This window comes from Pseudoalteromonas sp. R86517, from assembly GCF_042466295.1.
Taxonomy (GTDB): domain Bacteria; phylum Pseudomonadota; class Gammaproteobacteria; order Enterobacterales; family Alteromonadaceae; genus Pseudoalteromonas; species Pseudoalteromonas atlantica.
Genome location: NZ_JAXHCB010000001.1, coordinates 1,049,415 through 1,075,945 on the forward strand (window position 1 = coordinate 1,049,415; position 26,531 = coordinate 1,075,945).

General features: G+C 40.9%; 21 protein-coding genes and 2 tRNA genes. 15 read left to right on the forward strand and 8 right to left on the reverse strand.

Translation table 11 applies throughout. From position 1 onward, the window contains the following. Window positions 1–123 precede the first annotated feature (123 nt). The 9 genes from SJY38_RS04720 (at window position 124) to SJY38_RS04760 (ending at window position 14,032) form a co-directional block, all read left to right on the forward strand. Entirely contained in the window at window positions 124–2,349 is a 2,226-nt protein-coding gene (locus SJY38_RS04720) for an aminotransferase class V-fold PLP-dependent enzyme (protein WP_377109346.1), read from the forward strand. 516 nt (window positions 2,350–2,865) lie between these two features. Next, complete coding sequence (gene pgi / locus SJY38_RS04725) at window positions 2,866–4,512, forward strand: glucose-6-phosphate isomerase (RefSeq protein WP_377109347.1); 1,647 nt, start codon at window positions 2,866–2,868, stop codon at window positions 4,510–4,512. 268 nt (window positions 4,513–4,780) lie between these two features. Continuing rightward, window positions 4,781–6,253 (forward strand): glucose-6-phosphate dehydrogenase, encoded by a 1,473-nt coding sequence (gene zwf, locus SJY38_RS04730; protein WP_004589178.1) that lies wholly within the window; start codon window positions 4,781–4,783, stop codon window positions 6,251–6,253. A gap of 3 nt (window positions 6,254–6,256) precedes the next feature. After that, a complete protein-coding gene (gene pgl, locus SJY38_RS04735) occupies window positions 6,257–6,967 on the forward strand; it encodes a 6-phosphogluconolactonase (protein ID WP_273586759.1) in 711 nt (236 codons plus the stop codon). Between the two features lie 338 nt (window positions 6,968–7,305). Then, complete coding sequence (locus SJY38_RS04740) at window positions 7,306–8,013, forward strand: SapC family protein (protein ID WP_004589180.1); 708 nt, start codon at window positions 7,306–7,308, stop codon at window positions 8,011–8,013. Window positions 8,014–8,259: 246 nt separating this feature from the next. Continuing rightward, complete coding sequence (locus SJY38_RS04745; protein ID WP_377109348.1) at window positions 8,260–9,288, forward strand: isoaspartyl peptidase/L-asparaginase family protein; 1,029 nt, start codon at window positions 8,260–8,262, stop codon at window positions 9,286–9,288. Between the two features lie 95 nt (window positions 9,289–9,383). Next, entirely contained in the window at window positions 9,384–13,271 is a 3,888-nt protein-coding gene (hrpA, locus tag SJY38_RS04750) for an ATP-dependent RNA helicase HrpA (RefSeq protein ID WP_377109349.1), read from the forward strand. A gap of 74 nt (window positions 13,272–13,345) precedes the next feature. Then, on the forward strand, window positions 13,346–13,726 hold the full coding sequence (locus SJY38_RS04755; protein WP_024034218.1) for a PleD family two-component system response regulator: 381 nt from the start codon (window positions 13,346–13,348) through the stop codon (window positions 13,724–13,726). A gap of 9 nt (window positions 13,727–13,735) precedes the next feature. Then, window positions 13,736–14,032, forward strand: coding sequence for a PilZ domain-containing protein (locus tag SJY38_RS04760; RefSeq protein ID WP_004589184.1), 297 nt, complete (start codon window positions 13,736–13,738; stop codon window positions 14,030–14,032). Window positions 14,033–14,128: 96 nt separating this feature from the next. On the opposite strand, the gene SJY38_RS04765 is transcribed toward SJY38_RS04760, so the two are convergent. Further along, entirely contained in the window at window positions 14,129–15,319 is a 1,191-nt protein-coding gene (locus tag SJY38_RS04765) for a class I SAM-dependent methyltransferase (RefSeq protein WP_121637668.1), read from the reverse strand. Between the two features lie 140 nt (window positions 15,320–15,459). Here SJY38_RS04765 and SJY38_RS04770 point away from each other — a divergent pair, with 140 nt between their 5' ends. Both SJY38_RS04770 and SJY38_RS04775 read left to right on the forward strand, forming a co-directional pair. Further along, window positions 15,460–16,116, forward strand: a complete 657-nt coding sequence (locus SJY38_RS04770; protein ID WP_377109350.1) for an HD domain-containing protein — start codon at window positions 15,460–15,462, stop codon at window positions 16,114–16,116. A gap of 1 nt (window position 16,117) precedes the next feature. After that, complete coding sequence (locus tag SJY38_RS04775) at window positions 16,118–16,546, forward strand: VOC family protein (protein WP_286745255.1); 429 nt, start codon at window positions 16,118–16,120, stop codon at window positions 16,544–16,546. On the opposite strand, the gene SJY38_RS04780 is transcribed toward SJY38_RS04775, so the two are convergent. Then, on the reverse strand, window positions 16,543–17,538 hold the full coding sequence (locus SJY38_RS04780) for a two-component system response regulator (protein ID WP_055255630.1): 996 nt from the start codon (window positions 17,536–17,538) through the stop codon (window positions 16,543–16,545). The genes SJY38_RS04775 and SJY38_RS04780 overlap by 4 nt on opposite strands. Window positions 17,539–17,547: 9 nt before the next feature. Further along, window positions 17,548–20,880, reverse strand: a complete 3,333-nt coding sequence (locus SJY38_RS04785) for an MHYT domain-containing protein (protein WP_377109351.1) — start codon at window positions 20,878–20,880, stop codon at window positions 17,548–17,550. Between the two features lie 309 nt (window positions 20,881–21,189). On the opposite strand from SJY38_RS04785, the gene SJY38_RS04790 reads away from it, so the two are divergent. Then, window positions 21,190–21,840, forward strand: a complete 651-nt coding sequence (locus tag SJY38_RS04790) for a M48 family metallopeptidase (protein WP_286745247.1) — start codon at window positions 21,190–21,192, stop codon at window positions 21,838–21,840. 63 nt (window positions 21,841–21,903) lie between these two features. On the opposite strand, the gene SJY38_RS04795 is transcribed toward SJY38_RS04790, so the two are convergent. Next, window positions 21,904–21,988 (reverse strand) — tRNA-Tyr (locus SJY38_RS04795). A 48-nt stretch (window positions 21,989–22,036) separates the two neighbouring features. Beyond that, a tRNA-Tyr gene (locus SJY38_RS04800) sits at window positions 22,037–22,121 on the reverse strand. A 112-nt stretch (window positions 22,122–22,233) separates the two neighbouring features. Between SJY38_RS04800 and SJY38_RS04805 the strand changes: the two genes are divergently transcribed. Continuing rightward, window positions 22,234–22,761: a VC2046/SO_2500 family protein gene (locus SJY38_RS04805; protein ID WP_286744898.1), complete on the forward strand. Its 528-nt coding sequence runs from the start codon at window positions 22,234–22,236 to the stop codon at window positions 22,759–22,761. Between the two features lie 190 nt (window positions 22,762–22,951). After that, the gene (locus SJY38_RS04810; protein WP_004589192.1) at window positions 22,952–23,254 is read left to right on the forward strand and encodes a DUF6172 family protein; all 303 of its coding nucleotides are present in this window, start codon (window positions 22,952–22,954) and stop codon (window positions 23,252–23,254) included. Window positions 23,255–23,381: 127 nt separating this feature from the next. Here SJY38_RS04810 and SJY38_RS04815 read toward each other — a convergent pair whose 3' ends face one another. From SJY38_RS04815 to SJY38_RS04825, 3 genes are all read right to left on the reverse strand, one after another. Next, window positions 23,382–23,861 (reverse strand): YchJ family protein, encoded by a 480-nt coding sequence (locus tag SJY38_RS04815; protein WP_286744894.1) that lies wholly within the window; start codon window positions 23,859–23,861, stop codon window positions 23,382–23,384. A 42-nt stretch (window positions 23,862–23,903) separates the two neighbouring features. After that, complete coding sequence (locus SJY38_RS04820; protein WP_029774255.1) at window positions 23,904–24,338, reverse strand: SulA-like leucine-rich domain-containing protein; 435 nt, start codon at window positions 24,336–24,338, stop codon at window positions 23,904–23,906. Between the two features lie 283 nt (window positions 24,339–24,621). Next, on the reverse strand, window positions 24,622–25,077 hold the full coding sequence (locus tag SJY38_RS04825; RefSeq protein WP_054983083.1) for a tetratricopeptide repeat protein: 456 nt from the start codon (window positions 25,075–25,077) through the stop codon (window positions 24,622–24,624). 117 nt (window positions 25,078–25,194) lie between these two features. Here SJY38_RS04825 and SJY38_RS04830 point away from each other — a divergent pair, with 117 nt between their 5' ends. Continuing rightward, the gene (locus SJY38_RS04830; protein ID WP_004589400.1) at window positions 25,195–26,487 is read left to right on the forward strand and encodes an NCS2 family permease; all 1,293 of its coding nucleotides are present in this window, start codon (window positions 25,195–25,197) and stop codon (window positions 26,485–26,487) included. Window positions 26,488–26,531 lie beyond the last annotated feature (44 nt).

Below are 26,531 nucleotides of genomic sequence, written 5' to 3' on the forward strand. Positions count from 1 at the left end.
ACTTTTAGTTTAAAAAAGCATAGTAAACGCACCTAAGTTACTAATTGATTATTACCCAATGAGAACAAACTTATGTACTATTGGGTATAAGATATATTTTTTAGTAATAAAGGTGCGTTTTTAATGTCTGAGTTTTTATTGCACGATGAACAAGCAGCCCAAGTTTATCTTGATGCAAACGCTACAACACCTGTTTTACCCTGTATTGCCGACGTGGTGTCGCACACCATGCAAATTTGTTTTGGCAACCCTTCAAGCCCCCATATTAGCGGCATACAAGCTAAGTATTTATTAGAACAAACAAGACAAAATGCACGCCATGTTATTGGTGCGCCCGATGGCGATATTCTTTTTACCTCAGGCGCAACAGAGGGCATACAAACAGCCATTGTTTCAACGCTCATTCATGCTAAAAATCATACGATTCAAAACCCTGTATTATTGTACGGGGCAACTGAGCACAAAGCGGTGCCTAACACGTTAAAACATTGGAATAGCGTTTTAGGCATTAACGCCCAATTACTGGCTATTCCTGTTGATAGTAAAGGGGTTTTAGATTTAGCGTTTATTAGTGAGCACATAAACAACGCGCTAATGATTTGCACCATGGCGGTTAATAACGAAACCGGTGTTTATCAAGACTTAAACGTTATAGAGCATACTATTCGCAGCCGCAATAAATCAGTGTCTTGGATGGTTGATTGTGTACAAGCCTTAGGTAAACAAGCGCTAGCGCTTAGTAGTACCAGCATAGACTATGCCCCGTTTTCGGGCCATAAACTCTATGCACCAAAAGGTATTGGTTTTTTATACATTAAAAATGGCAGTGCCTATACGCCATTTATTGCGGGGGGCGGGCAAGAAAGCGGCATGCGCTCTGGCACTGAAAACCTACCAGGTATAGCAGGGCTTAATAAACTGTTTAACTTGCTGCTAGATAAAAACGACGACACGTTTAAGTCGGTTGAGGTATTAAATAGCTACCGAGCGCAACTGCTTAATGCGCTGCAAAGTACCTTTGGTGATATAACCTTTAATCACGACTTTTCACATTCTGTACCTACCACCCTTAATTTTGCTGTTGATACGCTTACCTCCAAAGAGGTTATTGATTTATTTGACGCAGCAGGCATTAGAGTGAGCGGTGGCTCGGCATGTAGTACAGGGGCAACACGCAGTTTTGTGCTTGATGCAATGGGAGCAACCAATTGGCAAAGTGAAAACGCCATTAGGCTGTCTTTTGGGCCTGCTGCAACCGAGCAGCAAATTAGCCAAGCATGTAAGCGTATATGCTCGTTAAAGGCGGTATTAGAGGCCAATTGCTTAATTGTTTCTGACAGTGCCTCGCCAAAGCAAGAAGTATGCGCGCTAGGATTAACACAATTTAGGCATAAAGGGGCGTGTAGCTGGCTGTATGTTAGTGACGACGACAGTGCCGTTATTATTGACCCGGTAATAGAGCTTATTCCGCGCTTTGAAAAAATAGTGAGCACACAACAGCTCAGCGTAAAAGCAATTTTAGATACCCACCAGCACCAAGACCGTCCAAGCGCAGTGGCTTTGTTAAGTGAAGTACTGGGCACAACGCATACGCTGCAAAATAGCATTGAGCTTGGTACAAAAACGCTAACTATAGAGCCAACCCCAGGGCACAGCAAAGACAGCGTTAGTTATTTATTAAAAGAGCGCACCACAGGCCATATTGATTATTGTTTTTGCGGTGATTTGATTTTACCTGCAGGACTTGGCAATACCTCGCTTGAAGGGGGCAGTGCAACGCAAATGGCACACTCACTTATTACCCTTGCTGAGCAAATAAGTGACGATACGGTTATTTGTTCGGGGCATGACTATCAGCAATGCTTTGCCATTAACTGGCGTACTGTACGTGCACAAACGCCTTTGCTTAGCCCATTATTAGATGGAGAAATAAGTACGGCGCAATTTGCACAGCTAAAAGCACAACACGATCAGCTGCATATGCAAACCAGTAACCAACTGTGTGGCTATGTACAGGCGGCGGTGCAAACAGACACTAAGCAGCTAGACTTTGGACAAGCTAAAGCGTTACTAACGCAAAAAAATGTGTATTTAATTGACACCCGTGAGCCGTATGAACATGGCGCAATTAATGTGGCGGAGCTTTTTGCCGCGCCTTTATCTAATACGCTTAATATTTCACTTAGCCGTATGGCTAACGCCATAGTACAAAATCAATTAAACCCGCAGCACACCTATATATTACTGTGTAGAAGCGGCAATCGTTCTAAAATTGCAGCGGCAAATTTACAGCAATTAGGCTTTGCGAATATTTATAACGTAGCGGGTGGCTTGGCGTTGGTGAGCTAATTATGGGCCTAGTTTTGAGGATGTTTTAACCACCTATAAAGCTAGGCGAGTGCATACGATGCATTTTATGCTTTGGGCCTATAATGTTTCGAAGTTTAATTTGCAGCAGTGTTTGGTATTTTTATATGGATGTAAGCCAGTAGCGTAACGCTGGAGCCGTTACTGAACCCACTAGGGTACAAACCTCGCGGCAGGATTAAATTGTTCCTAGTTTGAACAAATTTTAATCCTAAAAGGTCAACAGGCCCTAATTCATGAATATTTAATAAATGTTGTTTAAACTATTAAATGCTTAAAATTTGTGGGTAATTAATTCATAAAATTTTTATGATACCGGTGTCAAAAGTAAAAAATTGCGTTATTATCTGCATCATAAATTATAAAAACAGCATTTTTATTACTTTTTTCGTTATACTAAGCGCTTGCTTTTTTACTAGCACTACGCGCAATTAGCGAAGTCTTTTTACCTAAAACTGTTTTTAAATCATTAATTTAAATATTTTAGAGGATATTTACATGTCTAATCGTTCGCAATTAGCAAGTTGGCAAGCACTGCAAAATAGTGCCCCGCAGATGAAACAAACCCATCTAAAAACGTTATTTGCACAAGATGATACACGATTTGATGCATTCTCTACTCAAATTCCGGGTGTGTTGTTTGATTATTCAAAGCAGCGTATTGATAAAACTATTTTTGCACAACTCATCGAGCTTGCTAAAGAGTGTGACATTGCCTCTTGGCGCGACAAGATGTTTAGCGGTGAAAAAATCAATATTACAGAAGAGCGTGCTGTTCTTCATACTGCTTTACGTAATCGTGCCCATACACTTTTAGTTGTTGACGGCGAAGACGTAACGCAAGCGGTTGATAACGAATTAGCTAAAATTAAAACCTTTGTAGAAAAAGTACGCAGTGGGCAATGGGTAGGCTACACAGGTAAAGCAGTAAAAGATGTGGTAAGCATTGGTGTAGGTGGTTCAAACCTAGGCCCGCAAATGGCAACCGAAGCGCTAAAAGCACTTGCTGATGACATTTTAAATGTTCATTACGTATCTAATGCAGACGGTGTTCAAATTGCCTCTGTGTTAAAAGCAATTGACCCAGAAACAACCTTGTTTGTTATTTCATCGAAAACATTTACCACATCAGAAACCATGACCAACGCCAAAACGGCCGTTGATTGGTTTTTACAAACAGCAAAAGATGACAGCGCCATTGCTAAGCATTTTGTTGCTGTGAGCACAAACTTAGAAAAAACCGCAGCCTTTGGTATTAGCGATGAAAACGTATTCACTATGTGGGATTGGGTTGGGGGTCGCTTTTCACTTTGGAGTGCGATAGGCTTACCTATTGCGTTATACCTAGGTTATGACGCGTTTGAAGCTATTTTAGAAGGCGCATTTGAAGTAGATGAGCACTTTAAAACCGCTCCATTTGAGCAAAATATTCCGCTTATAATGGCACTACTCAGTGTATGGAATACCAGCTTTTTAGGCTTTACGTCGCAAGCTATTTTACCGTATGACCAAGCGCTTCATATGTTACCTGCGTATTTACAACAAGGTGAGATGGAAAGTAACGGTAAACACGTAAACTTTGCTGGCGAAACCGTACCTTATACAACGGTTCCTATTATTTGGGGTATGACCGGTATTAACGGCCAACATGCGTTTTATCAGTGTTTACACCAAGGTAATGTAATTGTACCTGCTGATTTTATTGCCTCAGTTAAGCCGCAGGTAGCCGTAGATAAGCATCACGATATTTTATTATCTAACTTTTTAGCGCAAACAGAAGCAATGATGAGCGGTGTAGATGCACAGCAAGTCACAGAAGATTTAGCCGCTAAAGGTAAAACACAAGCGCAAATTGATGAGTTACTAAATCATAAAATTCATCAGGGTAATCGCCCTACAACATCTATACTGCTAGATACAGTTGATGCAAAAACAGTAGGACGCTTAATTGCGCTGTACGAACATAAAATTTTCTGCCAAGGCATAATTTTAGAAATTTGCTCATTTGATCAATGGGGTGTTGAGCTTGGTAAAGGCCTTGCCTCTAAAATTGAAAGCGAACTAACCGATGACAGCGTAAAACACGCCCACGATAGTTCAACAAATGGCTTAATTGCGTACTACAAGCAACACCGTACGCAGTAATATATTCGCTTATGTAAATAAGCAAACCGAGTACCTTTGAACGGGTAGCGCTGGAGTTCTTAGGGCCTGTATTTTTGTGAGAGGATTTACAGGACTCCTAAGACTCATTTAATTGTGCGAACAGTCAAATAATAAATAAAACGCCATAGCGTAAAACATTCAATAGGCTTTTATTAACACTAAGAGCCACTGTCATTCAAGCACTAAACCTGCATACCAAGCGGCTTATGGAAGTCGCTTTTAGGTATTACAAACGTAGAGAGTAACTATGCTTAATCCTTTTGATATTATAATTTTTGGGGGCGGTGGTGATCTTGCGTTACGCAAATTGCTACCTGCAATGTACAGAGCATATCAAGAAGGCAACTTACCAGAAGGCTCGCGTATTCTGCCTACAGTGCGTGAAGAAAGTAAGCGTGCTGACTACATAGAAACAGCACACAACGCACTGAAAGAATTTTTGAGTAAAGGCGAATTTAACGCTAAAGATTGGAAAGCATTTTCTACTTACTTAGTGCCTGTAGTAAGCAACGTAACCGAAGCTGACGACAACTGGGATGTACTTAAAGGCATTTTAGATGAGCACGACAGCAATAAATCTCGCGTATTTTATTTATCACTTCCGCCTGCTGTTTATGGCACATGTTGTGAAATTTTATCAACGAAAGGTTTGATCACACCCACTTCACGTGTGGTTGTTGAAAAGCCAATTGGTTACTGCGGCGAATCAGCAGAGGCTATCAATGGTAAAATTGCAGAGTTTTTTGACGAAGAGCAAATTTTCCGTATTGACCACTACTTAGGTAAAGAGACAGTACAAAACCTAATGGCACTGCGTTTTTCAAATTCACTGTTTGAAAACATGTGGGATGCTAAATCTATTGATAATATTCAAATTAGTTTATCTGAAACGGTAGGCCTTGAAAGCCGTGCTGGTTTTTACGATAAAGCCGGAGCACTGCGCGACATGGTGCAAAACCACCTGTTACAGTTATTGTGCTTAGTGGCAATGGAATCACCAAATAAATTAAACGCAAATAGCATCCGTACTGAAAAACTTAAAGTATTAGAAGCACTTCGTCCGTTACTAGAAGGTGACGTAGATGAAAATATCGTTCGCGGTCAATATGTACCAGGGGACTTAAACGGTAAAATTGTACCAGGTTACCTAGAAGAGCTTAACGAAGGTTCAAGTAAAACAGAAACCTTTGTGGCTATTCGTGCACACATTGATAACTGGCGTTGGGCGGGGGTACCTTTTTATCTTCGTACTGGTAAGCGTATGGCTAAACGTTGTGCAGAAATTGTGGTTGAGTACAAAAAAGTATCGCACAATATTTATGAAGAGAACGTGGGTAATATTGAGCCAAACCGCCTTGTTATTCGTTTGCAGCCGGAAGAGACGATTCAATTAACGCTTATGTCTAAGCGCCTTGATAATCTTGAAATGCAATTAGAGCCGGTAACGATGAATATTGAGCTTTCTCAAGCATACAGCAACGGTTTCCATTCTGATGCGTACAAACGCTTAATGCTTGATGCTGCAGCTAATAACCCATCGTTATTTATACACCGTGACGAAGTTCGTCAAGCGTGGAAATGGATAGATCCAATTATTGAGCGCTGGCAAACCAAAGGCAAACCTGCACTTTACCGTGCTGGTAGCTGGGGACCGGATGATGCTGATGAATTATTAGCTGAAAACAACCACGTGTGGTTTAACACAGGCGATAAGGCGTAAGGTATGGCAACACTTGTTGAAAAATTTTTTGACTCAAAAGATGAGTTAACCGCTGAGCTATCACACACGCTTGAGCAATCTTTACGTGATGGCACAAAAAGTGATGGCCGTGCTGTGCTAATGGTATCGGGCGGTTCGTCTCCGGCGCCAGCGTACAAGCACTTATCAACGCTTGATTTAGATTGGCAAAATGTAGATGTTGCCATGGTTGATGAGCGCTGGGTTGAGCCAAGCCACGAAAAAAGTAACGAAGCGTTTATAAAAAGCACCTTGTTACAAAATTACGGCAGTGCCGCTAATTTTATTACCATGAAAAACGATGCAGCAACGGCCGAGCAAGGTACACAAGTATGTGAAGCCGCTTATGGCGCTTTAAAAGCACCGTATGATGTAACAATTTTAGGGATGGGCCCAGATGGCCATACAGCGTCTTTGTTCCCACATGCGCAGGGCCTTGAGCATGGTTTAACAACACAGCAAACTGTGTGTGCTATTAATGCAATAGAAAGCGACGTGACAGGCAGCATTACAGAGCGTATGACACTGACTTTAAATGCAATAGCAAACTCTAAAGTGGTTAAACTCCTGATCAGTGGTGAAGAAAAGCTAGCGGTTTACAAGCAAGCTAAAGCGGGTGGCGATGTAAACGATATGCCACTTCGCGCTGTGCTAAACCACCCAAGCATAAATATTGAAGTGTATTGGGCGCCTTAATTTAGCCGCTCATTTACAGTTTAAAAAGGCAGCTTAATTAAGCTGCCTTTTTATTTGGCTAAATAACGTGCTAAACCTATTCAAAAAATACCGTCAAACTGTTAACCAATGTTAATGGTTTTTATGGCGCTGTATTAAAATTACCCGTTATTTGTACTGTTTTTGAGCGTATTGGTTGCGTTTTTATTGTCTGTTTTTTAGCAACGCCTAGATTTAGTTAAACTTTATTTTTTCATGACGGTTGTCATAAAACTTTCCCTTCCTTTTTTCGTTCAAAAGCATTAGCCTAAAGGCATTAACAATGAAACATATATATTAAAAATAAACGGAGCAGTAACATGGCGGAGCAACAAGTACAGCCTTTACACAACGAAAAGCATGCCAACACTAAAATTCAAAACGGCATCAACGTTGAATTTATGAAAACTCAACATTTAGTGCCAGTAGTTGCACATGAGTTTGCACGCGTAGCAAATGAATTCCCAATGTCTTTTGTTAAAAACAACGAAAGCGGTACTTTCCAAGCAGTTGCAATGTTTGGCCTAGAGCCAGGCGAAAACCTGTTTGTAGAAGATGGTAAATGGACAGCAGCTTTTGCTCCTATGGCATCAACGCGCTACCCATTAGGTCTAGTAAAGCACCCTGAGCAAGATCAGTACGGTATTGTGATTGACGAAGCAAGCTCGCTTGTAGGTGAAGAAGAAGGTAACGCATTATTTGAAAACGGTGAAGAAACTGACTACTTAAAGCGTCGTAAAGAGTCTTTAGTGTCTTTCATTGAGTTTTCTCAAGTAACAGAAGCATTCACTAAATACTTAGCTGATAAAGAGCTACTAGTAGCGCAAACGCTAACTGTAGACATTAAAGGCGAGAAAAAAGACATCAACGGTATTTACCTTATCGATGAGAAAAAACTTAACTCGCTTAGCGATGAAGAATTTTTAGAGCTTCGTAAGCGCGGTTACTTAGCACCTATCTATTCGTTCTTAACATCTACTCACCAAGTAGCACGTTTAGCACGTTTAAAAGCTAAGCAAGACGCGTAATTACATACACGTTTAGCTAAAAAGCGCCTGATGGCGCTTTTTTTGTGCCATTAAACTTACTCTATGCCAATTGGGTTAAAAAGTAGGGGTGATGAAGGGAAATAACACCCTCGTATTTCGCATTATTATTAGGCTGTTTATTAAGTGCTTAAATAAAGTGCTAACTTAATACCGTTGATATTAGTTGAAAAAATACGTGTAACCATTCAAAGTAAATTCAATACTAAATTTAAAAAAGAGCGCACTATGAAAAAAACATTCTTATTGTCAGTTTTAGCCAGCGGCTGCTTAACACTAAGCACGCAAGTATTAAGTGAACAAGCCCCGTTTGCTATAGCGATTCATGGTGGAGCAGGCACAATTGAAAAAGCAAAATTTACCCCAGAGCAAGAAAAAGCCTACCGAGCAAAACTAGCCGAAGCTGTTGAAGCAGGTTACAGCGTACTTGAAAAGGGCGGCGAAAGTTTAGATGCAATCACCACTGCTATTGAAGTATTAGAGCAGTCGCCTTACTTTAATGCTGGGCGTGGTGCAGTGTACACCTATGATGGCAGCCATGAACTTGATGCCTCAATAATGGATGGGCGAAACCGTCAAGCGGGTGCGGTCGCTGGCGTAAAGCACATAGAAAGCCCAATTCAATTAGCCCGCTTAGTAATGGATAACTCAGTACACGTAATGCTTAGTGGTCAAGGCGCTGAAGAATTTGCAAAAGAGCAGGGCGTTGCGCTGATAGAAAATAATATATTTGATACTAAGCACCGTTATGAAGCACTTTTAAAAGCAAAGCAAAAATTAGAAAAAGCAACCAGCAAAAACTACCAAGCTGCGCATAAGGCCCTGCCAACAAATTATAAAATGGGCACCGTAGGCGCAGTGGCACTTGATAAAAACGGCAATTTAGCCGCAGGTACATCTACAGGTGGCATGACCGCAAAACGTTTTGGCCGCATTGGCGATTCCCCTGTTATTGGCGCGGGTACATTTGCTGAAAACGATTCGTGTGCGGTGTCGGCCACCGGTCACGGCGAGTATTTTATTCGTTACAGTGTTGCCAGTGATATTTGTGCACGCGTTAAATATCAAAATAAAACCATTGAACAAGCTGGGGATGAGGTTATTAACCAAGTGCTTGCGCCTATAGGTGGTACAGGTGGGGTTATTATTGTGGATGCTAAAGGTCATATTAGTATGCCATTTAATACCACGGGCATGTACCGAGCGAGCAAATCAAACACGCAAGCAACCTTTGTGGGAATTTTTAAAAACCAATAGCGTGATATATAAGCCTTATAGGGATTGTAGGATTAACGCTGCGCGTTTATTTTGATACTATTAGCCCTCATTTATTAAATTTATAAGGTGTGCGGGTGGTAAACCTAGGTCAGTTGTTTGGCGAGCTTAAAACGTGCTTAAAAAAAGATCAGTTTATATTTAAAAAACGCTTACATGGCGTAAAAAAAATACAAGACGAGACTAAGCAGGCCAATGCCCTTGAAAAAATAGCGGCTGATATTACCCGCAGCCAGCAGCTACGTGAAAAACGTTTAGCTGAGCTGCCCGCTGTAACGTACCCTGAGCAATTACCGGTAAGTCAAAAAAAGGACGTCATTAAAGACGCCATTGCGAATAATCAAGTGGTGATTATTGCCGGTGAAACAGGCTCAGGTAAAACTACACAAATACCAAAAATGTGTTTAGAGCTTGGCCGTGGGGTTGATGGCTTTATTGGCCATACCCAGCCAAGACGTTTAGCCGCGCGCAGTGTAGCTAACCGCATTGCTGAGGAAATGAAATGTGAACTTGGCCAACAAATCGGTTTTAAAATACGTTTTAGCGATCAGGTTTCTAATAATACGTATGTAAAACTGATGACCGACGGTATTTTGCTCGCCGAAATACAACAAGACCGCTTTTTAAATCAGTACGACACCATCATTATTGATGAAGCCCATGAGCGCAGCTTAAATATCGATTTTATTTTGGGGTATTTAAAAAACTTACTGCCAAAGCGCCCCGACTTAAAAGTTATTATTACCTCGGCGACCATTGATCCTGAACGTTTTTCAAAGCACTTTGATGATGCGCCAATTATTGAAGTATCGGGACGTACATTCCCCGTTGAGGTGCGCTATAACCCTATAAGCGATATAAATAAAGGCGCTATGGAAGCCGAAGGCGACCAACTGCAAGGTATTTTTGATGCGGTAGATGAGCTGTGCGCTGAAGGGCCAGGGGACATTCTCATATTTTTAAATGGCGAGCGCGAAATACGCGATACCGCAGAGGCGCTCTCTAAACGTAATTTAAAACACACCGACGTATTACCACTTTATTCGCGCTTATCTAACGCAGAGCAAAATCGTATATTTGCCCCGCATTCGCGCCGCCATATTATTTTATCAACCAACGTAGCCGAAACTTCATTAACGGTGCCGGGTATTCGTTATGTAATAGACCCAGGTACAGCGCGTATTAGCCGTTACAGCTATCGTACTAAAGTACAGCGTTTACCTATTGAGCCTATTTCTCAGGCAAGTGCGAACCAACGTATGGGACGTTGCGGCCGTGTTGAAGCGGGTATTTGTATTCGTTTGTATTCGCAAGATGACTTTATATCTCGCCCTGAATTTACAGACCCAGAAATACTGCGCACTAATTTAGCCTCTGTTATTTTGCAAATGTTGGCATTAGGGCTTGGCGATATGAGCGAGTTTCCGTTTGTACAAGCGCCAGATAGTCGCAATATTAACGATGGTTTAACCCTACTTGAAGAGCTTCAGGCGATTAAGCCGAGTAAAAAGCGCCATCAAACGAGTTTAACGCAATCAGGGCGTGAGCTTAGCCGCCTACCGGTCGACCCGCGTTTAGCTAAAATGGTGTTGACGGCTAATAAGCTCGGTGCACTACGAGAAGTTATTATTATTGTGGCAGCGCTGTCGATTCAAGACCCACGAGAGCGCCCGCAAGAAAAACGCGCCGCAGCGAACGAAAAACACAGTCGCTTTGATGACCCTGACTCAGATTTTATTGCTTTTTTAAATCTTTGGAATTACCTAGAAGAGCAGCAAAGTGAGCTGACAAATAGCCAGTTTAGAAAGTTGTGCCAAAAAGACTTTTTAGCTTATATGCGTATTCGTGAGTGGCAAGACATTGTTTATCAAATAAGCACTGTGTGCAACGAAATGAAAATTAAAGCCACCACGCAAGTGGCTGACTCTGAGCTAATACACAAAGCGTTACTGAGCGGCATGTTAAGTCACATAGGCTTTAAAGACGAAAAGCAAGTATATAAAGGCGCTCGTAATAGCCAGTTTCATATTTTTCCGGGTTCTGGATTATTTAAAAAGAGCCCCAAATGGATTATGTCGGCAGAGCTGGTAGAGACCAGTAAACTATACGCACGCATTAATGCCAAAATAGATATTAATTGGGTAGAGCCCCTTGCACAGCATTTAGTAAAACGAAGCTATTCTGAGCCGCATTGGGAGAAAAAACCAGGCGCTGTTATCGCGTTCGAGCAACAAACCTTGTACGGCTTATTGGTGGTTAATAAACGCCGCTGTGTGTATAGCAATATAGATCCTAAAGTTAGCCGTGAGCTGTTTGTACGCACCGCCCTTGTAGAGCAAGAGCTTGGCTTAAATGAGCAATTTTTAGCGTACAACCGCGAGCTAATAGAAGATATTCAGGTACTTGAGCATAAATCGCGACGTCGCGATATTTTGGTTGATGAGCAAACGTTATTTGAATTTTACGATAAAAAAATACCTAAAGAAATCAACAACCGTGCAGCCTTTATAAAGTGGTATAAAACCCAAAAGCAAAAAGATAAACGCTACCTATACATGACCCGTGAAGAGCTTATGCAGCACGGTGCAAGTAATATTACTGAGTTTGATTACCCTGATACATGGCAGCAAGATAATATCATTTTGCCGCTGAGCTATCATTTTGATCCAGGACAAGCTGTTGATGGGGTGGCTGTACAAATACCGGTAGCACTTTTAAACCAAGTGCAAGAAACCGGGTTTGATTGGCACATACCTGCTTTTAGGCATGAGCTAATAAGTGGTTTAATTAAATCGTTACCTAAGTCGTTACGTCGTAACTTTGTACCTGCTCCCAATTACGCTGATGCTGTACTGGCAGCCATTGAGCCTATGCAAGGCAGCTTACTTGATGCACTTACTACACGCTTACTAAGAATGACAGGCGTAAAAGTAGATATAGAAGCGTGGGATTTAAACGCACTGGCGCCTCATTTAAGGTTGCAGTTTGAGGTGCGTGATGAGCACGATAAATTGCTTGCACGCGGGCTAGATTTAGCAAAACTAAAAGCACAGCTGCAAGGTAAAGTAACTGATACGCTATCGAAGGTGGCTGATAAAGGCATTGAAAAAGCTGATTTAACACAATGGGACTTTGGCGCTTTGCCTGCCTCGTACGTTAAAAAGCAAGGCCAATACGAAATAAAAGCTTACCCAGCGCTGGTAGATAAAAAATCCACAGCGGCAATTGAGCTCTTTGATAGTGAAGAAAAAGCTCAGCAAGCGCATCAGCAAGGTTTACGGCGTTTAGTTTTATTAAATGTGCCGTCGCCAATAAAGTACCTTCAGCAAAACTTGCCTAATAAAGCCAAACTGGGCTTGTACTTTAACCCGTTTGGGAAAATTGCAGATTTAATTGATGATTGTATTGCCGCCGGCGTAGACAGCTTATTAATAAAGCATGGCGATATACGCGATGAAGACGCTTTTGATAAAGTTAAAGAGCAAATTAGGGGAGAGCTAGGCGATGCTGTGGTAGAAATTGCCACACAGGTTGAACAAGTTTTAAGCATCGCTCACGCGTTACATAAAAAAATGAAAGGGCGTGTCGATTTAACTATGATAACTGCCCATGGCGATATAAAATCGCAGCTTGAGTCACTTATCTTCAAAGGGTTTGTCAGTGCTCACGGTGCGAATAAAATGCCCGACCTAATTCGTTATTTAAAAGCGATTCAAAAACGTTTAGAAAAACTGCCTGTTGATCCTAACCGCGATAGATTGTGCGTTTTAGAACTTGAAAAAGTAGCGCAAGAGTACAAAAAGCTCGTAAATAAAATTCCAAAAGGCTTGCCTATTCCGCAACAGGTAAACGCTATTTTTTGGATGCAGCAGGAGCTTAGGGTGTCACTGTTTGCGCAAACCTTAGGTACCCCATATCCTATTTCTGCAAAACGCGTTATGAATGCGATAAAAGAGATAGAATAAAACTTGCATTTTCTATTAAGCTTAGTACCTTAATAGAAGGATTTATTTTTGGTTGAGAAGGAAGCGACATACCTATGTCCTCATCGGTTGAACATAAGATTAAGCGATTGTTAGTTGTAGATGACGAGTATTTCAATTATGAAATGCTTAAATCTGCCCTGACTTCAAAATTTGATGTTAGTTATGCTGACTCGGGTAAAAGCTGTTTGGCGTCTGCCATTGCTAACCCGCCGGATATTATTTTGCTTGATGTATGTATGCCTGGCCTCGATGGGTATGATACATGTCGGATGCTTAAGCACACGCCTGAGACTAAAAATATACCTGTTGTTATGGTTTCGGGCTTAGAGTCGCCCTCGGAAAAGCAAGCTGGCTTTGATGCAGGGTGTGATGCCTATGTAGTAAAACCGTTTTCGATGGGTACTTTATTTGAGCAAATAAACACGGTTGTTTAAAGGTGATGCATGTTTACTGAAGATAAGCGCAATTTTAGACGTATGCAGGTTAATACCCCTGCGCAATTAACAACAATAGAGCCAGTTGCTGGGCTAAATTATACCGCAGAATGTGTTGATTTAAGTGCCACTGGGTTATCACTTCATTTAGATGACTTGCTTGAGCTCGATACTTTGCTACAGGTTAATATAGAATCGACTCACCCAAGTATTGCCTCTTTAAATGCAACGGCTAAAGTTATACGTGCTAGCAAAGAAGACGATGGCACCATTACCGCAGGATTAGAAATAGTTCAGTTTAATTAAATTGAATAAACACCAAGCGGCTGGCTTTTGCGATTGTGGGTGTTAATCAACGTTCGATTTTATTACCTACGTCCTTGTAGGTAATAACAATAATTTTTAGTAAACCTTACAAATCAAGCCTTTTAAGTAAAAGCCTTCAGGGTAACTGCCAGCAATAGGGTGATCGGCCGCTTGATTTAAACGCTCCATAATCAATAGCTCTTTACCTGCATCTAGCGCAGCGTCTGCTACCACTTTTTGAAACAAGTTTTGCTCCATTAATCCAGAGCACGAGAAGGTAAGTAATGTACCGCCTGGTTTTAATATTTGCATAGCAATCATGTTTATATCTTTATAACCACGACATGCACCGGTTAACTGCGCTTTGTTGTCTGCAAATTTTGGTGGGTCCATCACAATAGTGTCAAACTGTTTACCTTCCTCACGGTATTGGCGTAATAGCTTAAACACATCTTGTTTTACAAAATCGACTTTATTTAAATCTAAGTTATTGTGCTCTACGTTACGCTTAGCGGTATCCAGTGCTGGTTGTGATACATCAACATTAGTGACGTGTTTACAGCCACCACGCAGTGCGTAAAGTGAGAAAGTACCTGTGTAGCTAAAGCAATTTAATACGGTTTTATCTTTTGAAAAGCGCTCAAGTGCTGCGCGGCTATCACGTTGATCCAGGTAAAAGCCTGTTTTATGACCTTCTAAAATGTCTACTTCAAGCTTTAAGCCATTTTCTTCAATAACCACAGGTTCTGAAGGTTCGTTGCCCCACAGTACACCTTTAATAGGTTCTAAGCCTTCTTTGGTGCGCACGTCTACATCTGAGCGCTCATAAATATTCGCGCCAGGAAAAATAGCCATTAACGCGCCTACAATTTCACCTTTATGGCGCTCAGCGCCGGCACTTAGTAATTGGCAAACTAAGGTGTTATCAAACTTATCAATGGTTACACCTGGCAAGTAGTCAGACTCAGCAGCACACAACCTAAAGCCAGTTAAACCGCCTTCGGCTATTGCATGCTCGCGAGCATCTAAAGCACGGCGTAAGCGACGCTCAAAAAAGTGTTGGTCTATTACTTCTTTTTCATCAAAGCTCCACACTCGCGCTCTTATTTGTGAGTGAGGGCTATAAGCAGCGGTGGCTAAAAATTTACCTTCGCTGTCGTGAATGGTGACCGTATCACCTAAGCCTGGTTTACCTTTAATTTTTTTGATGGCTTTTGAAAATAACCAAGGGTGTTTTCTTTTTAATGATTTTTCGCGACCAGCTTGTAGGTAAACGGCAGATGACATAAGGCTTCTCAGTTGTAATAAATAAGCGCTGTATTTTAGTCAAGCATAGGGCAACATACAATGAATGTTTTGCAAGGGAGGTGTAAAGCACGTTAAAGTACGGATAATTCCCATATAAATTAGTTTTTTGGAACATCACTGTGGCCAACACTGCTTTAAGCCCTGAGTTACAACAGCTTGATTCTCAATGTCGCTCATTTATTACTTCGTTAATACATGCCGATGTAGCACACGACATAACGCATATTGAACGCGTAGTGCGTGTTGCCATTCAATTATGTCACGCCGAGCAAGCCAATATGAATATTGTTTTGCCAGCGGCGTGGATGCACGATTGTGTTGCGGTGGCAAAAAACCACCCTGATAGAGCAAAAGCATCTACTATGGCGGCAGATAAAGCCATTGCGTTTTTAAAATCAATTAACTACGACGCATGTTTGTTTGATGATATTCATCATGCTATTGCTGCCCATAGCTTTAGCGCCAATATAGCGGTTAAAACTGTAGAAGCGCAAATCGTGCAAGATGCCGATAGAATGGATGCACTCGGTGCAATAGGCGTTAGCCGTTGTATGAAAGTAGGGGGCTCTATTAGCCGCTTACTGTATAACCCTGATGACCCATTTTGCGTTAACCGCGAAGCAGATGATAAAACCTATACCCTTGATCATTTTTTTATTAAATTGCTTCATATTGCTAAGAGCATGAATACGCCCTCAGCTAAAGCCGAGGCAGAGCGACGCACAGAGTATATGCATGCGTTTTTAGAGCAGCTAAAATCAGAAATTGGTCAATAATATGAGCGCTCCTTTATTATCGGGCATTGATCATTGCCACCTTAATGTTGAAAACATCCCAGAAGCGCTAAAGTGGTACAAGCAGGTACTAGGCTTTAGCGTAGTTGAAGAGCTTGTCTTTTGGGATGAAAATGGCAAAGGGCCACTCACACTTGAAGATAGCGCAAAAACAACGCGTTTAGCGTTATTTGAAGGGCAAGGGCGAAGCAAAGGTATTGCGTTTGCAGCCACCGGTGCACAGTTTATTTGTTGGGTTGATTATTTAAATGGCTTAAACATAAAAACAGTACTGGCCGATCACGGTGTAACGTTTTCACTTTATTTTAAAGATAACAGTGGGAATAGCCACGAAATAACCTCTCATGACTACCCGCACATAAAAGCGGTATATGGTGATGTAAAACAAGGCTCACGCACGCGCAATACTTAGTGTTGCTCTTGATATGCGTTTTTAATTGCGATTATAGCATCGAGCTTATTTACAAATAAATTGATGAGGTGGGGGTCAAAGTGTTTACCCGCTTGTGCTTGCATATGCTCAAGCGCCTCTTCTACACCCCAAGCCTCTTTATACGGGCGTTTTGAGGTAAGGGCATCAAATACATCTGCAATAGCCACAATACGCCCTTCAACCGATATTTGTTCGCCTTTTAAACCATTAGGGTAGCCACTGCCATCCCACTTTTCGTGGTGCTCTATAGCCAGTTTATGGGCAAGTTGTAATAGCGGTGATGAGGAATTTGCTAAAATTTGCGCGCCAATAGCCGCATGCTGTTTCATGTGGTCAAATTCGTCAGGGGTTAATCGCCCAGGTTTTAATAAAATAGCATCCGGAATACCTATTTTACCTACATCGTGCATGGGGGCTGCTTGGCGAAGTAGCTCTGCTTGTTGCTCACCCATGCCAAATTCTAATGCTAATAATTTACTGTATTGGCTCATCCTAGCAATGTGCTCGCCAGTGTCTGTGTCTTTGTACTCTGCAGCGCGGCCTAATCGATGTACTAAATCAACATGGGCTTGCTTTAATTGCTCGGCTTGTACAAGCGATAAATGCGTTTTAACACGTGCGCGCACAATCGCAGGGCTAATAGGTTTAGTAATGTAATCAACAGCACCAAGTTCAAAGCCTTTAAACTCATCGCTTTCATCACCCAAAGCCGTTACAAAAATAATTGGGATATGCGAAAGCGCGGGTGTGCTTTTAAGTATTTCGCACACCTCAAAGCCATTCATATCGGGCATCATGATATCGAGTAATATAAGTTTAGGCTGTTCTTTTTCTAGTAGCGCAAGTGCTGCAGCGCCCGATTTAGCAAAAGACATACGGTATTGATTACCTAATACTTCTCGCATGACTTTTAAGTTAGCAGGTTCATCGTCAACGATTAATATACGTGGTTTGTCGTTGCTAAAATCCATTCAATATTCTCATTCTTGGGTAAACTCTTTAATTAGACCGTCTAGCACGTGTTGCGCCTGATCAAAGTCAAATTCATCAAATGCGTTTACAACCTCATTTATTTGAGTTTGTAAGTGTGCAGGGGCGTTATTTTCAAGCTGCGCAAGTAAATCATCGTTGAGCTCGGCGCTTTGCGCTTCATGGTGTAGCGTTTCACACAGTGACTTTAATTCAGCCGCACTTAGCGTGCTTTTTTGTTCATTATTTTCACTCTCAGCAGGCGTGATTTGTGCGCACTCATCGCCTGATATTAATTGCGTTATTGTCTCTAACTCGCCTTTTATTTGTGTTACTAACGCTGTAGATTGCTCAGAAGTTTGCTCGCGCTCTAACTTGGCTAATAAATTCATTAATGTTGTTAGGCCTAAATTACCAGCGACCCCTTTAAGGGTATGTATCAGGCTATTGGCGTCTTTAATCTCAGATAACTTACTGTTAAATAAAATATCAAATCGTTTATTGCTGTCATTGATAAATTTGGCAATTTCGGTTAACTGCTTACATTTATTACCCCAAAGCATCACACCTTTTTCAAAGTCGATGTGTTTAGCCTCAGGGTCTGATTGGCTAATAACCATATCTTTAGCAATACCTAAGCCAAGCACCTGGGCAATTTCTTGGTTAAGCTGATTTATATCTATCGGCTTATTAGCAAAGCCGTTCATGCCGGCACGTTTAGCTGTGAGTTTATCTTGCTGTAGAACGCTTGCCGTTAACGCAATAATGGGGGTAAATTTAAGCTGCCTTTGCTTTTCTATGGCTCTAATTTTTGTGGTTGCTTCTATGCCATCACACTCAGGCATATGAATATCCATTAAGATGACATCAAAATCTTGTTTCTCGAATATTGCAATAGCCTCTAAACCGTTGCTTGCTTTGCTTACCAAATGTTGATCTTTAGAAAGTAATAACGAAAGCAGCTCGGTGTTTTGCTCAATATCATCCACCACAAGTACCCTTAGCGATGGTAATTGAGTGTGCAGGCCATCGAAATGGTCTATTTTTTCTGCATCGCCTTGTTTAAGCGGTAAAGAGAAGTAAAAGCAGCTACCTTTGTTTTCTTCACTGACTAGGTTTATAGTGCCGCCCATTAGCTCTACTAATTGTTTACTAATGGTTGTTCCAAGGCCTGTACCGCCAAAGCGACGAGTAGTGGTGCCATCGGCCTGAACAAACGGCTGAAATATAGCTTTAACACGGTCTTTGGCAATACCTATGCCGGTATCTTGCACTTCAAAAAAGAGCTGATCAGTTTGCGTGGTACTTACAGTTAGCTCAACCGAACCTTGCTCGGTAAATTTAATGGCGTTACCGATGAGGTTAGTTAAAATTTGCCTTAACCTATCTGGGTCGCCATAGTAAGTTGTGGCAACAGAATCTTTAATGTTCAACTTTAAACGCAAGTCTTTCTTTTTTGCTTCAAGCCAAAATGTCGAAATAATGCTATCGAGTACTTGTTTTAAACTAAAGTGAACGGGTTCAATAGTTAGCTTTCCGCGCTCAAGTTTTGCGGTATCAAGCACTTCGTTAAGTAACCTTAATAATGAACGCGCCGCATTATTAACTGTAACCAAGTGTTTTTGCTGTTCTTGGTTTAGCGGAGTGTCCATCAGTAGGTCGCTAAAACCGATAATAGAATTCATCGGCGTGCGGATCTCATGGCTCATATTAGCCATAAAAGATTGCTTAGCGTGCGCTGCTTCTTCAGCTTGCAATTTTGCCTGTTCAAGTTTGTCTTCGTATTCTTTTTGCTCGGTAATATCAACCAATACCCCATCTATCCACTGCGGGTTATTATCTTTATCACAGGTAATACTGCCTTTATCTAATACCCAGGCAACTTTGCCGTTACGGTGGCGAATACGATACTCTACCGAGTACTTTAAACTTGAGGTCATGGCTTGCGCTACGGCTTCGTTTACCGTTGGCTGATCTGTTTTTAAAATAAGGTCGTTAAGTTCAATGCAGCTTTCTGTGAACTCTTCTGGCGTGTACCCTGTTAGCTCAGCCACTGTTGGGCTGATAAATAACATGCTCCAGTTTTCGTCGTACTTACAGCGAAAAGCAGCGCCAGGCATATTATCCATTAAAGAGCGGTACTTTTGCTCTTTTTCAATAAGACTTTGCTGCATAGCGCGTTGTTCGGTTAAATCGGTGATAAAGCCAACATATAACGGCATATGGCCTGGCTGATTAACTTCCCCTATACCTAAGCGAATAGGAAAAAGGTGGCCATCTTTGTGTTTGGCAGACACATCCCTATTTATACCAATTACTTTTCCTAGATCTACATTTTTGGCGTGAGACAAATAGCCATCATGGTGGCGAGCGATTTCATCGGCCATCAGCATTTTTACATTATGACCTTGAACTTCGTTTTCTCGCCAACCAAAAATTTTGCTGGCCGCTTCGTTAAAGCTCAAAATAATGCCGGTGTGATCTATAGTCACAATGCCATCAATAGCAGTGCCTAAAATAGCATTTAGTCGAGATTCATCCGCCGATTTTTCCTCAAGCAGTAAGCGGTATCTAACCATGCCATTTATAACTGCAATGACACAGGTTATAGCAACGGTCGCGGTAGCTACGGCAATAGCCACAAAAGCAAGCTCAGTGGTTGACTCTTCGTAATCGGGTAAAAGCGGAGAGGTTGCAACAAAGCGGGTAGCAGCCATACCCATATAGTGCATACCTGCCACCGCTGAGCCTAAAATAACAGCGGTAATAGCGCGGGCTTGCAGTTGTGATAAATTAGGTAGCAAACGCGTTAAATGATAACGCGTAAAAAGTGCTATGAACGATAAACCAACAGCGACCACAATTGATAAAGCAAATATGATTGCATCATAACGTAGTAACGGGGCCAGCTCCATTGCTGCCATGCCGCTGTAGTGCATTGTACCAATGCCTGAGCCTAGTAAAATAGAGCAAATAATAAGGTGTTTGTATGACCCTTGCGATTTTACTAAAATCGAAAAAGCGTACTGACATGCAATAAACGCCGGTAAAAAAGACAAAACGGTAATGATTGGGTCGTAGTGTATTTCTGTGCATAACGAAAAGGCCAACATACCTATAAAATGCATACTCCAAATACCGGCCGATAAAACAGTGGCACCGGTCACATTGGCTAAGCGTTTATAGCTTTCGAACTTTGTTTGCTTTGCTACATCAACCAACCAGATCGTAAAAAAGGCAGCAAAAATAGCGGTAATGACCGATAAACTAACCAGTATAGGGTTATATGCACCGTTGATAATGAGGCTCGGATCGTGGTCGGTTATAAAAAATGCAGACAGCATAGTGGCTCAAATTAGTATCTTTATTGAACTAGTTTAATAGATTTATTTTATAAATAAACTGTTAATCTAATAATTTATATTATAAATCAGCGAGGTTACTTTTTAGCATTAAAGTATTAACATGCGTAACGTGCTTCATTAATAAGACGTGATTTTGCGTAAATAAAAATAATAATAAACACTGAGCCCACTTATTTATCGCTAAATAACTGCATTGATTAAATAAGGCTTTATAATACGCTTTTATTTATATTTAGAGCATACACCTTGTTTGAGTATCAGCTAAAACGCAGTGCAAGGCGTAAAACAGTGGCAATAAAAGTTAGCCAAAAATTAGTTACTGTTTATGCGCCTACGCACGTGCCAAAACTACAAATAGAACAATGGCTGTTTAGTAAAAAAGAGTGGGTAACTGCGCAATTACATAAACAACTTAATGCCATTGATACTCAACAACACCCGTTTAAAAACCAGCAAATAATGGTTTTTGCTAAGCCATATACCATTACTTTTGCAAAAGGGACACGCTCGCATGTTCAGCAATCCGATAGCGAGTTTACTATTTACACTTCTAATCGAGTAAAAAAACAGCCTGAAAAACGCAAGCAGTTACTTTGCCTTGCCCTTGAAGAAACGCTAACAAACTACATTGAAATGCGTTTAGCTTATTATTGCCAACAGATGTCAGAAGCATTACCGACTAAATTGACGATTGGAAGTTATAAACGTAAGTGGGGGAGTTGTAATTCTCGGCGAGAGCTAACCTTTAGCCTTAACCTTGTTGGGGCGCCTCATCGTATAATTGATTATGTTATTGTGCACGAATTGGCTCATTTAAAGTATTTGAACCACAGCAGCGCTTTTTGGAAGCGCGTAGCTAATTTTTATCCCGATTATAAATCTGCATCAGCATGGCTTAAAAACCACGGGGCAACATTACAGTGGGTATTTGATAATTAGTCTAAAAATGAAGTTTTAAATAGTAATGAAAAAGGTATAGAAAAGGATACTGAAGATAAGAAGTGGTGGAGGGAGCTGGATTCGAACCAGCGAAGGCTGAGCCGTCAGATTTACAGTCTGATCCCTTTGGCCGCTCGGGAACCCCTCCACACTATTTTGTTACATTTGGCCCCACTTAACTTAGCGGTAAGAAAAGTGGTGGAGGGAGCTGGATTCGAACCAGCGAAGGCTGAGCCGTCAGATTTACAGTCTGATCCCTTTGGCCGCTCGGGAACCCCTCCAATGCAACGGCGCTGATAATAGCAAACTGCGTATTTAAGTAAAGAAAAAAGCTAAAGAAATTTGAAATAAAGCCGATAAATATCTACCAGTTATCATAATCGGCTAAAGACTATGCAAATCGATGATTTGTTAATCACAGAGAGTCAACTAAAGACTAGGCTAAATAAAAGTGTGCATGAAAATCGCAGAGGCGAATTCTCACTTTTATTAGCGATGCTATCGCACGATGTGCTGGATTTTAGTCAATTTCACTTGCCAAAAAGTGAAACGCATAGTGCTTATGTAGACGAAGAACAGTTAAGGGAGCGCTTTGGTGCTGGACCAAAGCAATTATTAGCTCCCGAAAAATTTGATATGACCATAGGGCAAGAGCACGCGTCGATGATTGTTCAACAAGGCGAGCAAGCAGGCATGAAAGCAATAAAATTAAGCCACTGCTTAAAGCCTGAGCCACTAGCGATTAGAGATGACAAGTTACATATTCCTTTAACAGTAATCGATAATTGTGAACTATCAGTACGCAGGCGCTTAAATGACACGCACACCGCGCTTGCAAGTCCACAAATGGACGCCGCAGCATTTTATGACGATTTAACTAATGAGGCTATACATAAGCCATTGCTTGTTGCTAACGCATAAAAATAATTTAACACTTGTGCGTTTTAAAAGCCTAAAACACCTTATATTTAATAACCGGTTATGCAATAAAATAGAACAATTCTTTTTTTGTTTAAAAAAAGCATCCACAAATTAAATGCAATTGCTATAATGGCTGCAAATGGTATGACTTGAGTGCCATTATCATTAAATCAAGGTAATTAGGAACGTAATGAAGAAAACATTCACGCTAAATCATGAGAAAATCAAATACCCTCGTATGGTTGATGCTGCAAAGCATGAAGTGAAAAAATATTTGAAAAGAGAGCGCAATAAAACGCTACCTGTTGAAGCTGATTACTGGGCGTTTGACTGTAAGTTTGGCACAAGTGCCGATGATGCCGAAGTTGTTCACGTAGCTGAAATTAACAACAAGATCAGCGAAATCGAAAAGCAGGCGCTTACTTCATTCTATGTTGAGATTTTAGCTAGACCTGCGCAGCGTGAATCGTTCGATCTAGATGATGATGAATAACCAATAGCAATATTGTAGAAAATGGACCTAGATGGTCCATTTTTGTTTATGGCAGTTATTAACGTGTTTAGTGGTATAGAGTAGCGCTTAAATAAAAAGCTATTTTATGCTAAGTGTTTAGCTTATTTTATACACTGTGACACTTTTTATATTTTTTACCGCTTGCACATGGGCAGGGGTCGTTTCTGGCAACTTTTATATCGGCGGCCGGATTAATAATACCCTCTAAATAACGCCATTCACCGTCCTCTTTTATAAAGTCTGATTTCTCATCTAATTCACAATATAAGTTTTGGTAAAAATAATACGCGTTAAAGGCAACATAACCTCGCTCATCACTTTGCTGCGTATCGCGCACAACTAATTTTACAAAGCGGCAGCTATTGGCAAAGTCAGCAATTTCATTTACTGGGTTTTGTGCTTGTTTTTCTTTGGCGTAAGTTTTAAATACATAAGATGCATTTTTTAATGCATAAGCACTAAAGCGCGAACGCATTAGTTGCTCAGGTGTTGTTGGGGTTTTTATATCAAGATGATAAGGCTGGCAACAGTCGCCATAATTAAGCTGACTGTTGCATAAGCAAGCGCTAGTACTAGTTACACTCATAAAATACTAATTAACATAAATTAAAAATGCATTTTACCAAGCTTATTGAGTAAGTGATATTGCTGTAGTGCTGGTTTTTTTAGTAAAGCAAAATAGCTTAGCGCTTCTTTTGTTTAAATTAAGCGATAAATTAACAAGCTGCTGCTCACTTACTATATCTGTCCACGTAATAATGGCTGCAAAGTTCCCATTATGAAGTGCTGAATTAAGTACATACTCTAAATTTACTAAATGCTTTTGTCTTATTACAAGCAGTTTGCTGGTATCTATAGAGCAGCTATCTAGCAAGGCTTTACTAGGCACATGGTCGGGCGCAATCAGTAAGGTCCACGCGTTAGAGCTATTGTATTGGTGCAACACTTTTAGCATCTCAAACGTAGCAGAAATTTCATCTTCTACTTTTATTAAGTTTACCGACTCACTTTCATTATGTTGTTGGTAGCTTTTAACGGTTCTTACGGTAATTGGCTGTAGCATAGGTCTCACTCACTGGGTTTATATACAGTACATGTATACAGTAGTTTATACAGTTGTTGTGTGCAAGCGTTTTTTGTTATTTTTTATACAGTTAATGGTTTTAAAAAATAAATAATAAAAATAACACTTTAAAAACAGTGTGTTATAATTTAAGTCGTGTAAGTGAAAGCTGAGGGTGTTTGCAGTACTGTATAAAGTGTAGCAGCGTTATACAGTACTTAAGGGATGGCTATACAGTTATTTTAGTGTGTTTTACAGTGCTTAGCTGTTAGCTATACAGTAGTTAGTCATTTTTTGGGATTAAGTGGGCAAACTGAATTTGGTGGATTTGCTCATACAAACTGGCTGCATAGCACTGAGCGTCTTTAAGACGTTTGGTGTCGATATATTTTCTTAAATCATTTAAAGCAGCGGTTGCCGGTTCATAGCCTTGGCTGCTGGCTAAACTCAGCCATGCTGCTGCGTGAAATACGCTTTTTGGTACGCCTTGGCCTTTGACAAAAAATAACCCTAAATAAAACTGGGCGCGATGATTTCCGGCCATTGCGGCAAGGCGCATCCACTTAGCTGCCAACGGTGCCTGGTTATGCTTTAAATAATACAGTGCTTTGTTAAGTGTTGTTTGCTCACTTACATCACTCTTGTTTTCAGCGCTGTGGTTTGTAGGCTGTGTTACAAAATCTAAAATATTGTTTAATTGCTGCTCTAAGTCTTGTCCGCTAGGCTGAGTCTTATTCATATATTTTCTTTTTTATAGTTTCTACGTCAACAGTTTAGTATATCGCAAGGTAAAATGTCCTGTTTATACTTAATTTTATGGTAAAATCACGTCACTTTTTACTATCACAAGTCTATTATGCTCGAAGCTCTATTTAAACTCCGCGAAAACAACTCCAATGTGCGACGCGAAAGCATTGCTGGAATCACTACTTTCATTACTATGGTTTACATTGTATTTGTAAACCCTGCAATGCTTGCGGAAGCAGGCATGGATCAAGGTGCTGCATTTGTTGCTACCTGTATTGCGGCTGCTATTGGCTGTTTTATTATGGGATTGTGGGCTAATTACCCTTTAGCACTTGCGCCGGGCATGGGTTTAAACGCATTTTTTACTTACGGTGTTGTACTGGGCATGGGTTATAGCTGGCAAGCTGCATTAGGTGCGGTATTTATGTCTGGTTGTATATTTTTAATATTAAGTTTGTTTAAGGTCAGAGAGTGGATAATTAATGCTATCCCTCTGGTTTTAAAGCAGGCTATTGCCACTGGTATTGGTGCGTTTTTAGCGTTAATTGCGCTTAAAAATGCAGGCATTATTGTTTCAAGCCCAGCTACATTAGTACAGCTTGGCGATATTACTTCGGCAGGTCCTTTATTAGCTATTTTAAGCTTTTTTGTCATTGCTGCTTTGCTTTATCGTGATATAAAAAGCGGCGTACTTATTAGCATTTTGCTAGTAACGGGCATTGCGTTAAGCCTCGACTTAGTTGAGTACCACGGCGTAATGTCAATGCCACCGTCTATTTTACCTACCTTCATGCAACTTGATTTTGCAGCAGCCTTTGAGCTTTCTATGCTGAGTGTAATCTTTGCGTTTTTGTTTGTTGATTTATTTGATACATCAGGCACGTTAGTTGCTGTAACTCAAAAAGCAGGCTTAGCCGATGAAAAAGGCAATATGCCACGTTTAGGGCGTGCTTTAAGTGCCGATAGTACAGCTACTATTGCGGGTGCAATGTTAGGTACTTCTACCACTACTTCTTATATTGAGTCTGTGGCCGGTGTATCGGTTGGTGGGCGTACTGGCTTAACAGCTGTTGTTGTGGGTATATGCTTTTTACTAATGATGTTTTTTGCGCCGCTTGCGCAAATGGTGCCGGCTTATGCAACAGCGGGTGCTATTTTATACGTTGCGGTATTAATGCTGCAAAACCTTAAGTTTGTAAACTGGGATGACATGAGCGATGCAATTCCGGTAAGTGTGGTACTACTTATGACGCCGCTTACATTCTCTATTGCGCACGGTATTGCTCTTGGTTTTATATCGTACACTGCGGTTAAAGTACTGTGTGGTAAACGCGATCAGGTTAGTATTAGCGTGTGGATTTTAACAGCGTTATTTATTATCAAGTTTGCATTTTTATCGTAATAGCTAATACCCATTCTTTTAGCTAAGAGGCTTAGTTTGAGGGT

Bases quoted from the DNA above. Each gene is read 5' to 3' on its own strand.
- SJY38_RS04780 (WP_055255630.1), bottom strand. From the start codon at position 17,538: ATGGATTTTAGCAACGACAAACCACGTATATTAATCGTTGACGATGAA.
- SJY38_RS04765 (WP_121637668.1), bottom strand. From the start codon at position 15,319: ATGTCATCTGCCGTTTACCTACAAGCTGGTCGCGAAAAATCATTAAAA.
- SJY38_RS04825 (WP_054983083.1), bottom strand. From the start codon at position 25,077: ATGAATAAGACTCAGCCTAGCGGACAAGACTTAGAGCAGCAATTAAAC.
- SJY38_RS04805 (WP_286744898.1), top strand. From the start codon at position 22,234: ATGCAAATCGATGATTTGTTAATCACAGAGAGTCAACTAAAGACTAGG.
- SJY38_RS04820 (WP_029774255.1), bottom strand. From the start codon at position 24,338: ATGCTACAGCCAATTACCGTAAGAACCGTTAAAAGCTACCAACAACAT.
- SJY38_RS04830 (WP_004589400.1), top strand. From the start codon at position 25,195: ATGCTCGAAGCTCTATTTAAACTCCGCGAAAACAACTCCAATGTGCGA.
- zwf (WP_004589178.1), top strand. From the start codon at position 4,781: ATGCTTAATCCTTTTGATATTATAATTTTTGGGGGCGGTGGTGATCTT.
- pgi (WP_377109347.1), top strand. From the start codon at position 2,866: ATGTCTAATCGTTCGCAATTAGCAAGTTGGCAAGCACTGCAAAATAGT.
- pgl (WP_273586759.1), top strand. From the start codon at position 6,257: ATGGCAACACTTGTTGAAAAATTTTTTGACTCAAAAGATGAGTTAACC.
- SJY38_RS04775 (WP_286745255.1), top strand. From the start codon at position 16,118: ATGAGCGCTCCTTTATTATCGGGCATTGATCATTGCCACCTTAATGTT.
- SJY38_RS04810 (WP_004589192.1), top strand. From the start codon at position 22,952: ATGAAGAAAACATTCACGCTAAATCATGAGAAAATCAAATACCCTCGT.
- SJY38_RS04760 (WP_004589184.1), top strand. From the start codon at position 13,736: ATGTTTACTGAAGATAAGCGCAATTTTAGACGTATGCAGGTTAATACC.
- SJY38_RS04755 (WP_024034218.1), top strand. From the start codon at position 13,346: ATGTCCTCATCGGTTGAACATAAGATTAAGCGATTGTTAGTTGTAGAT.
- SJY38_RS04785 (WP_377109351.1), bottom strand. From the start codon at position 20,880: ATGCTGTCTGCATTTTTTATAACCGACCACGATCCGAGCCTCATTATC.
- SJY38_RS04720 (WP_377109346.1), top strand. From the start codon at position 124: ATGTCTGAGTTTTTATTGCACGATGAACAAGCAGCCCAAGTTTATCTT.
- SJY38_RS04815 (WP_286744894.1), bottom strand. From the start codon at position 23,861: ATGAGTGTAACTAGTACTAGCGCTTGCTTATGCAACAGTCAGCTTAAT.
- SJY38_RS04745 (WP_377109348.1), top strand. From the start codon at position 8,260: ATGAAAAAAACATTCTTATTGTCAGTTTTAGCCAGCGGCTGCTTAACA.
- SJY38_RS04740 (WP_004589180.1), top strand. From the start codon at position 7,306: ATGGCGGAGCAACAAGTACAGCCTTTACACAACGAAAAGCATGCCAAC.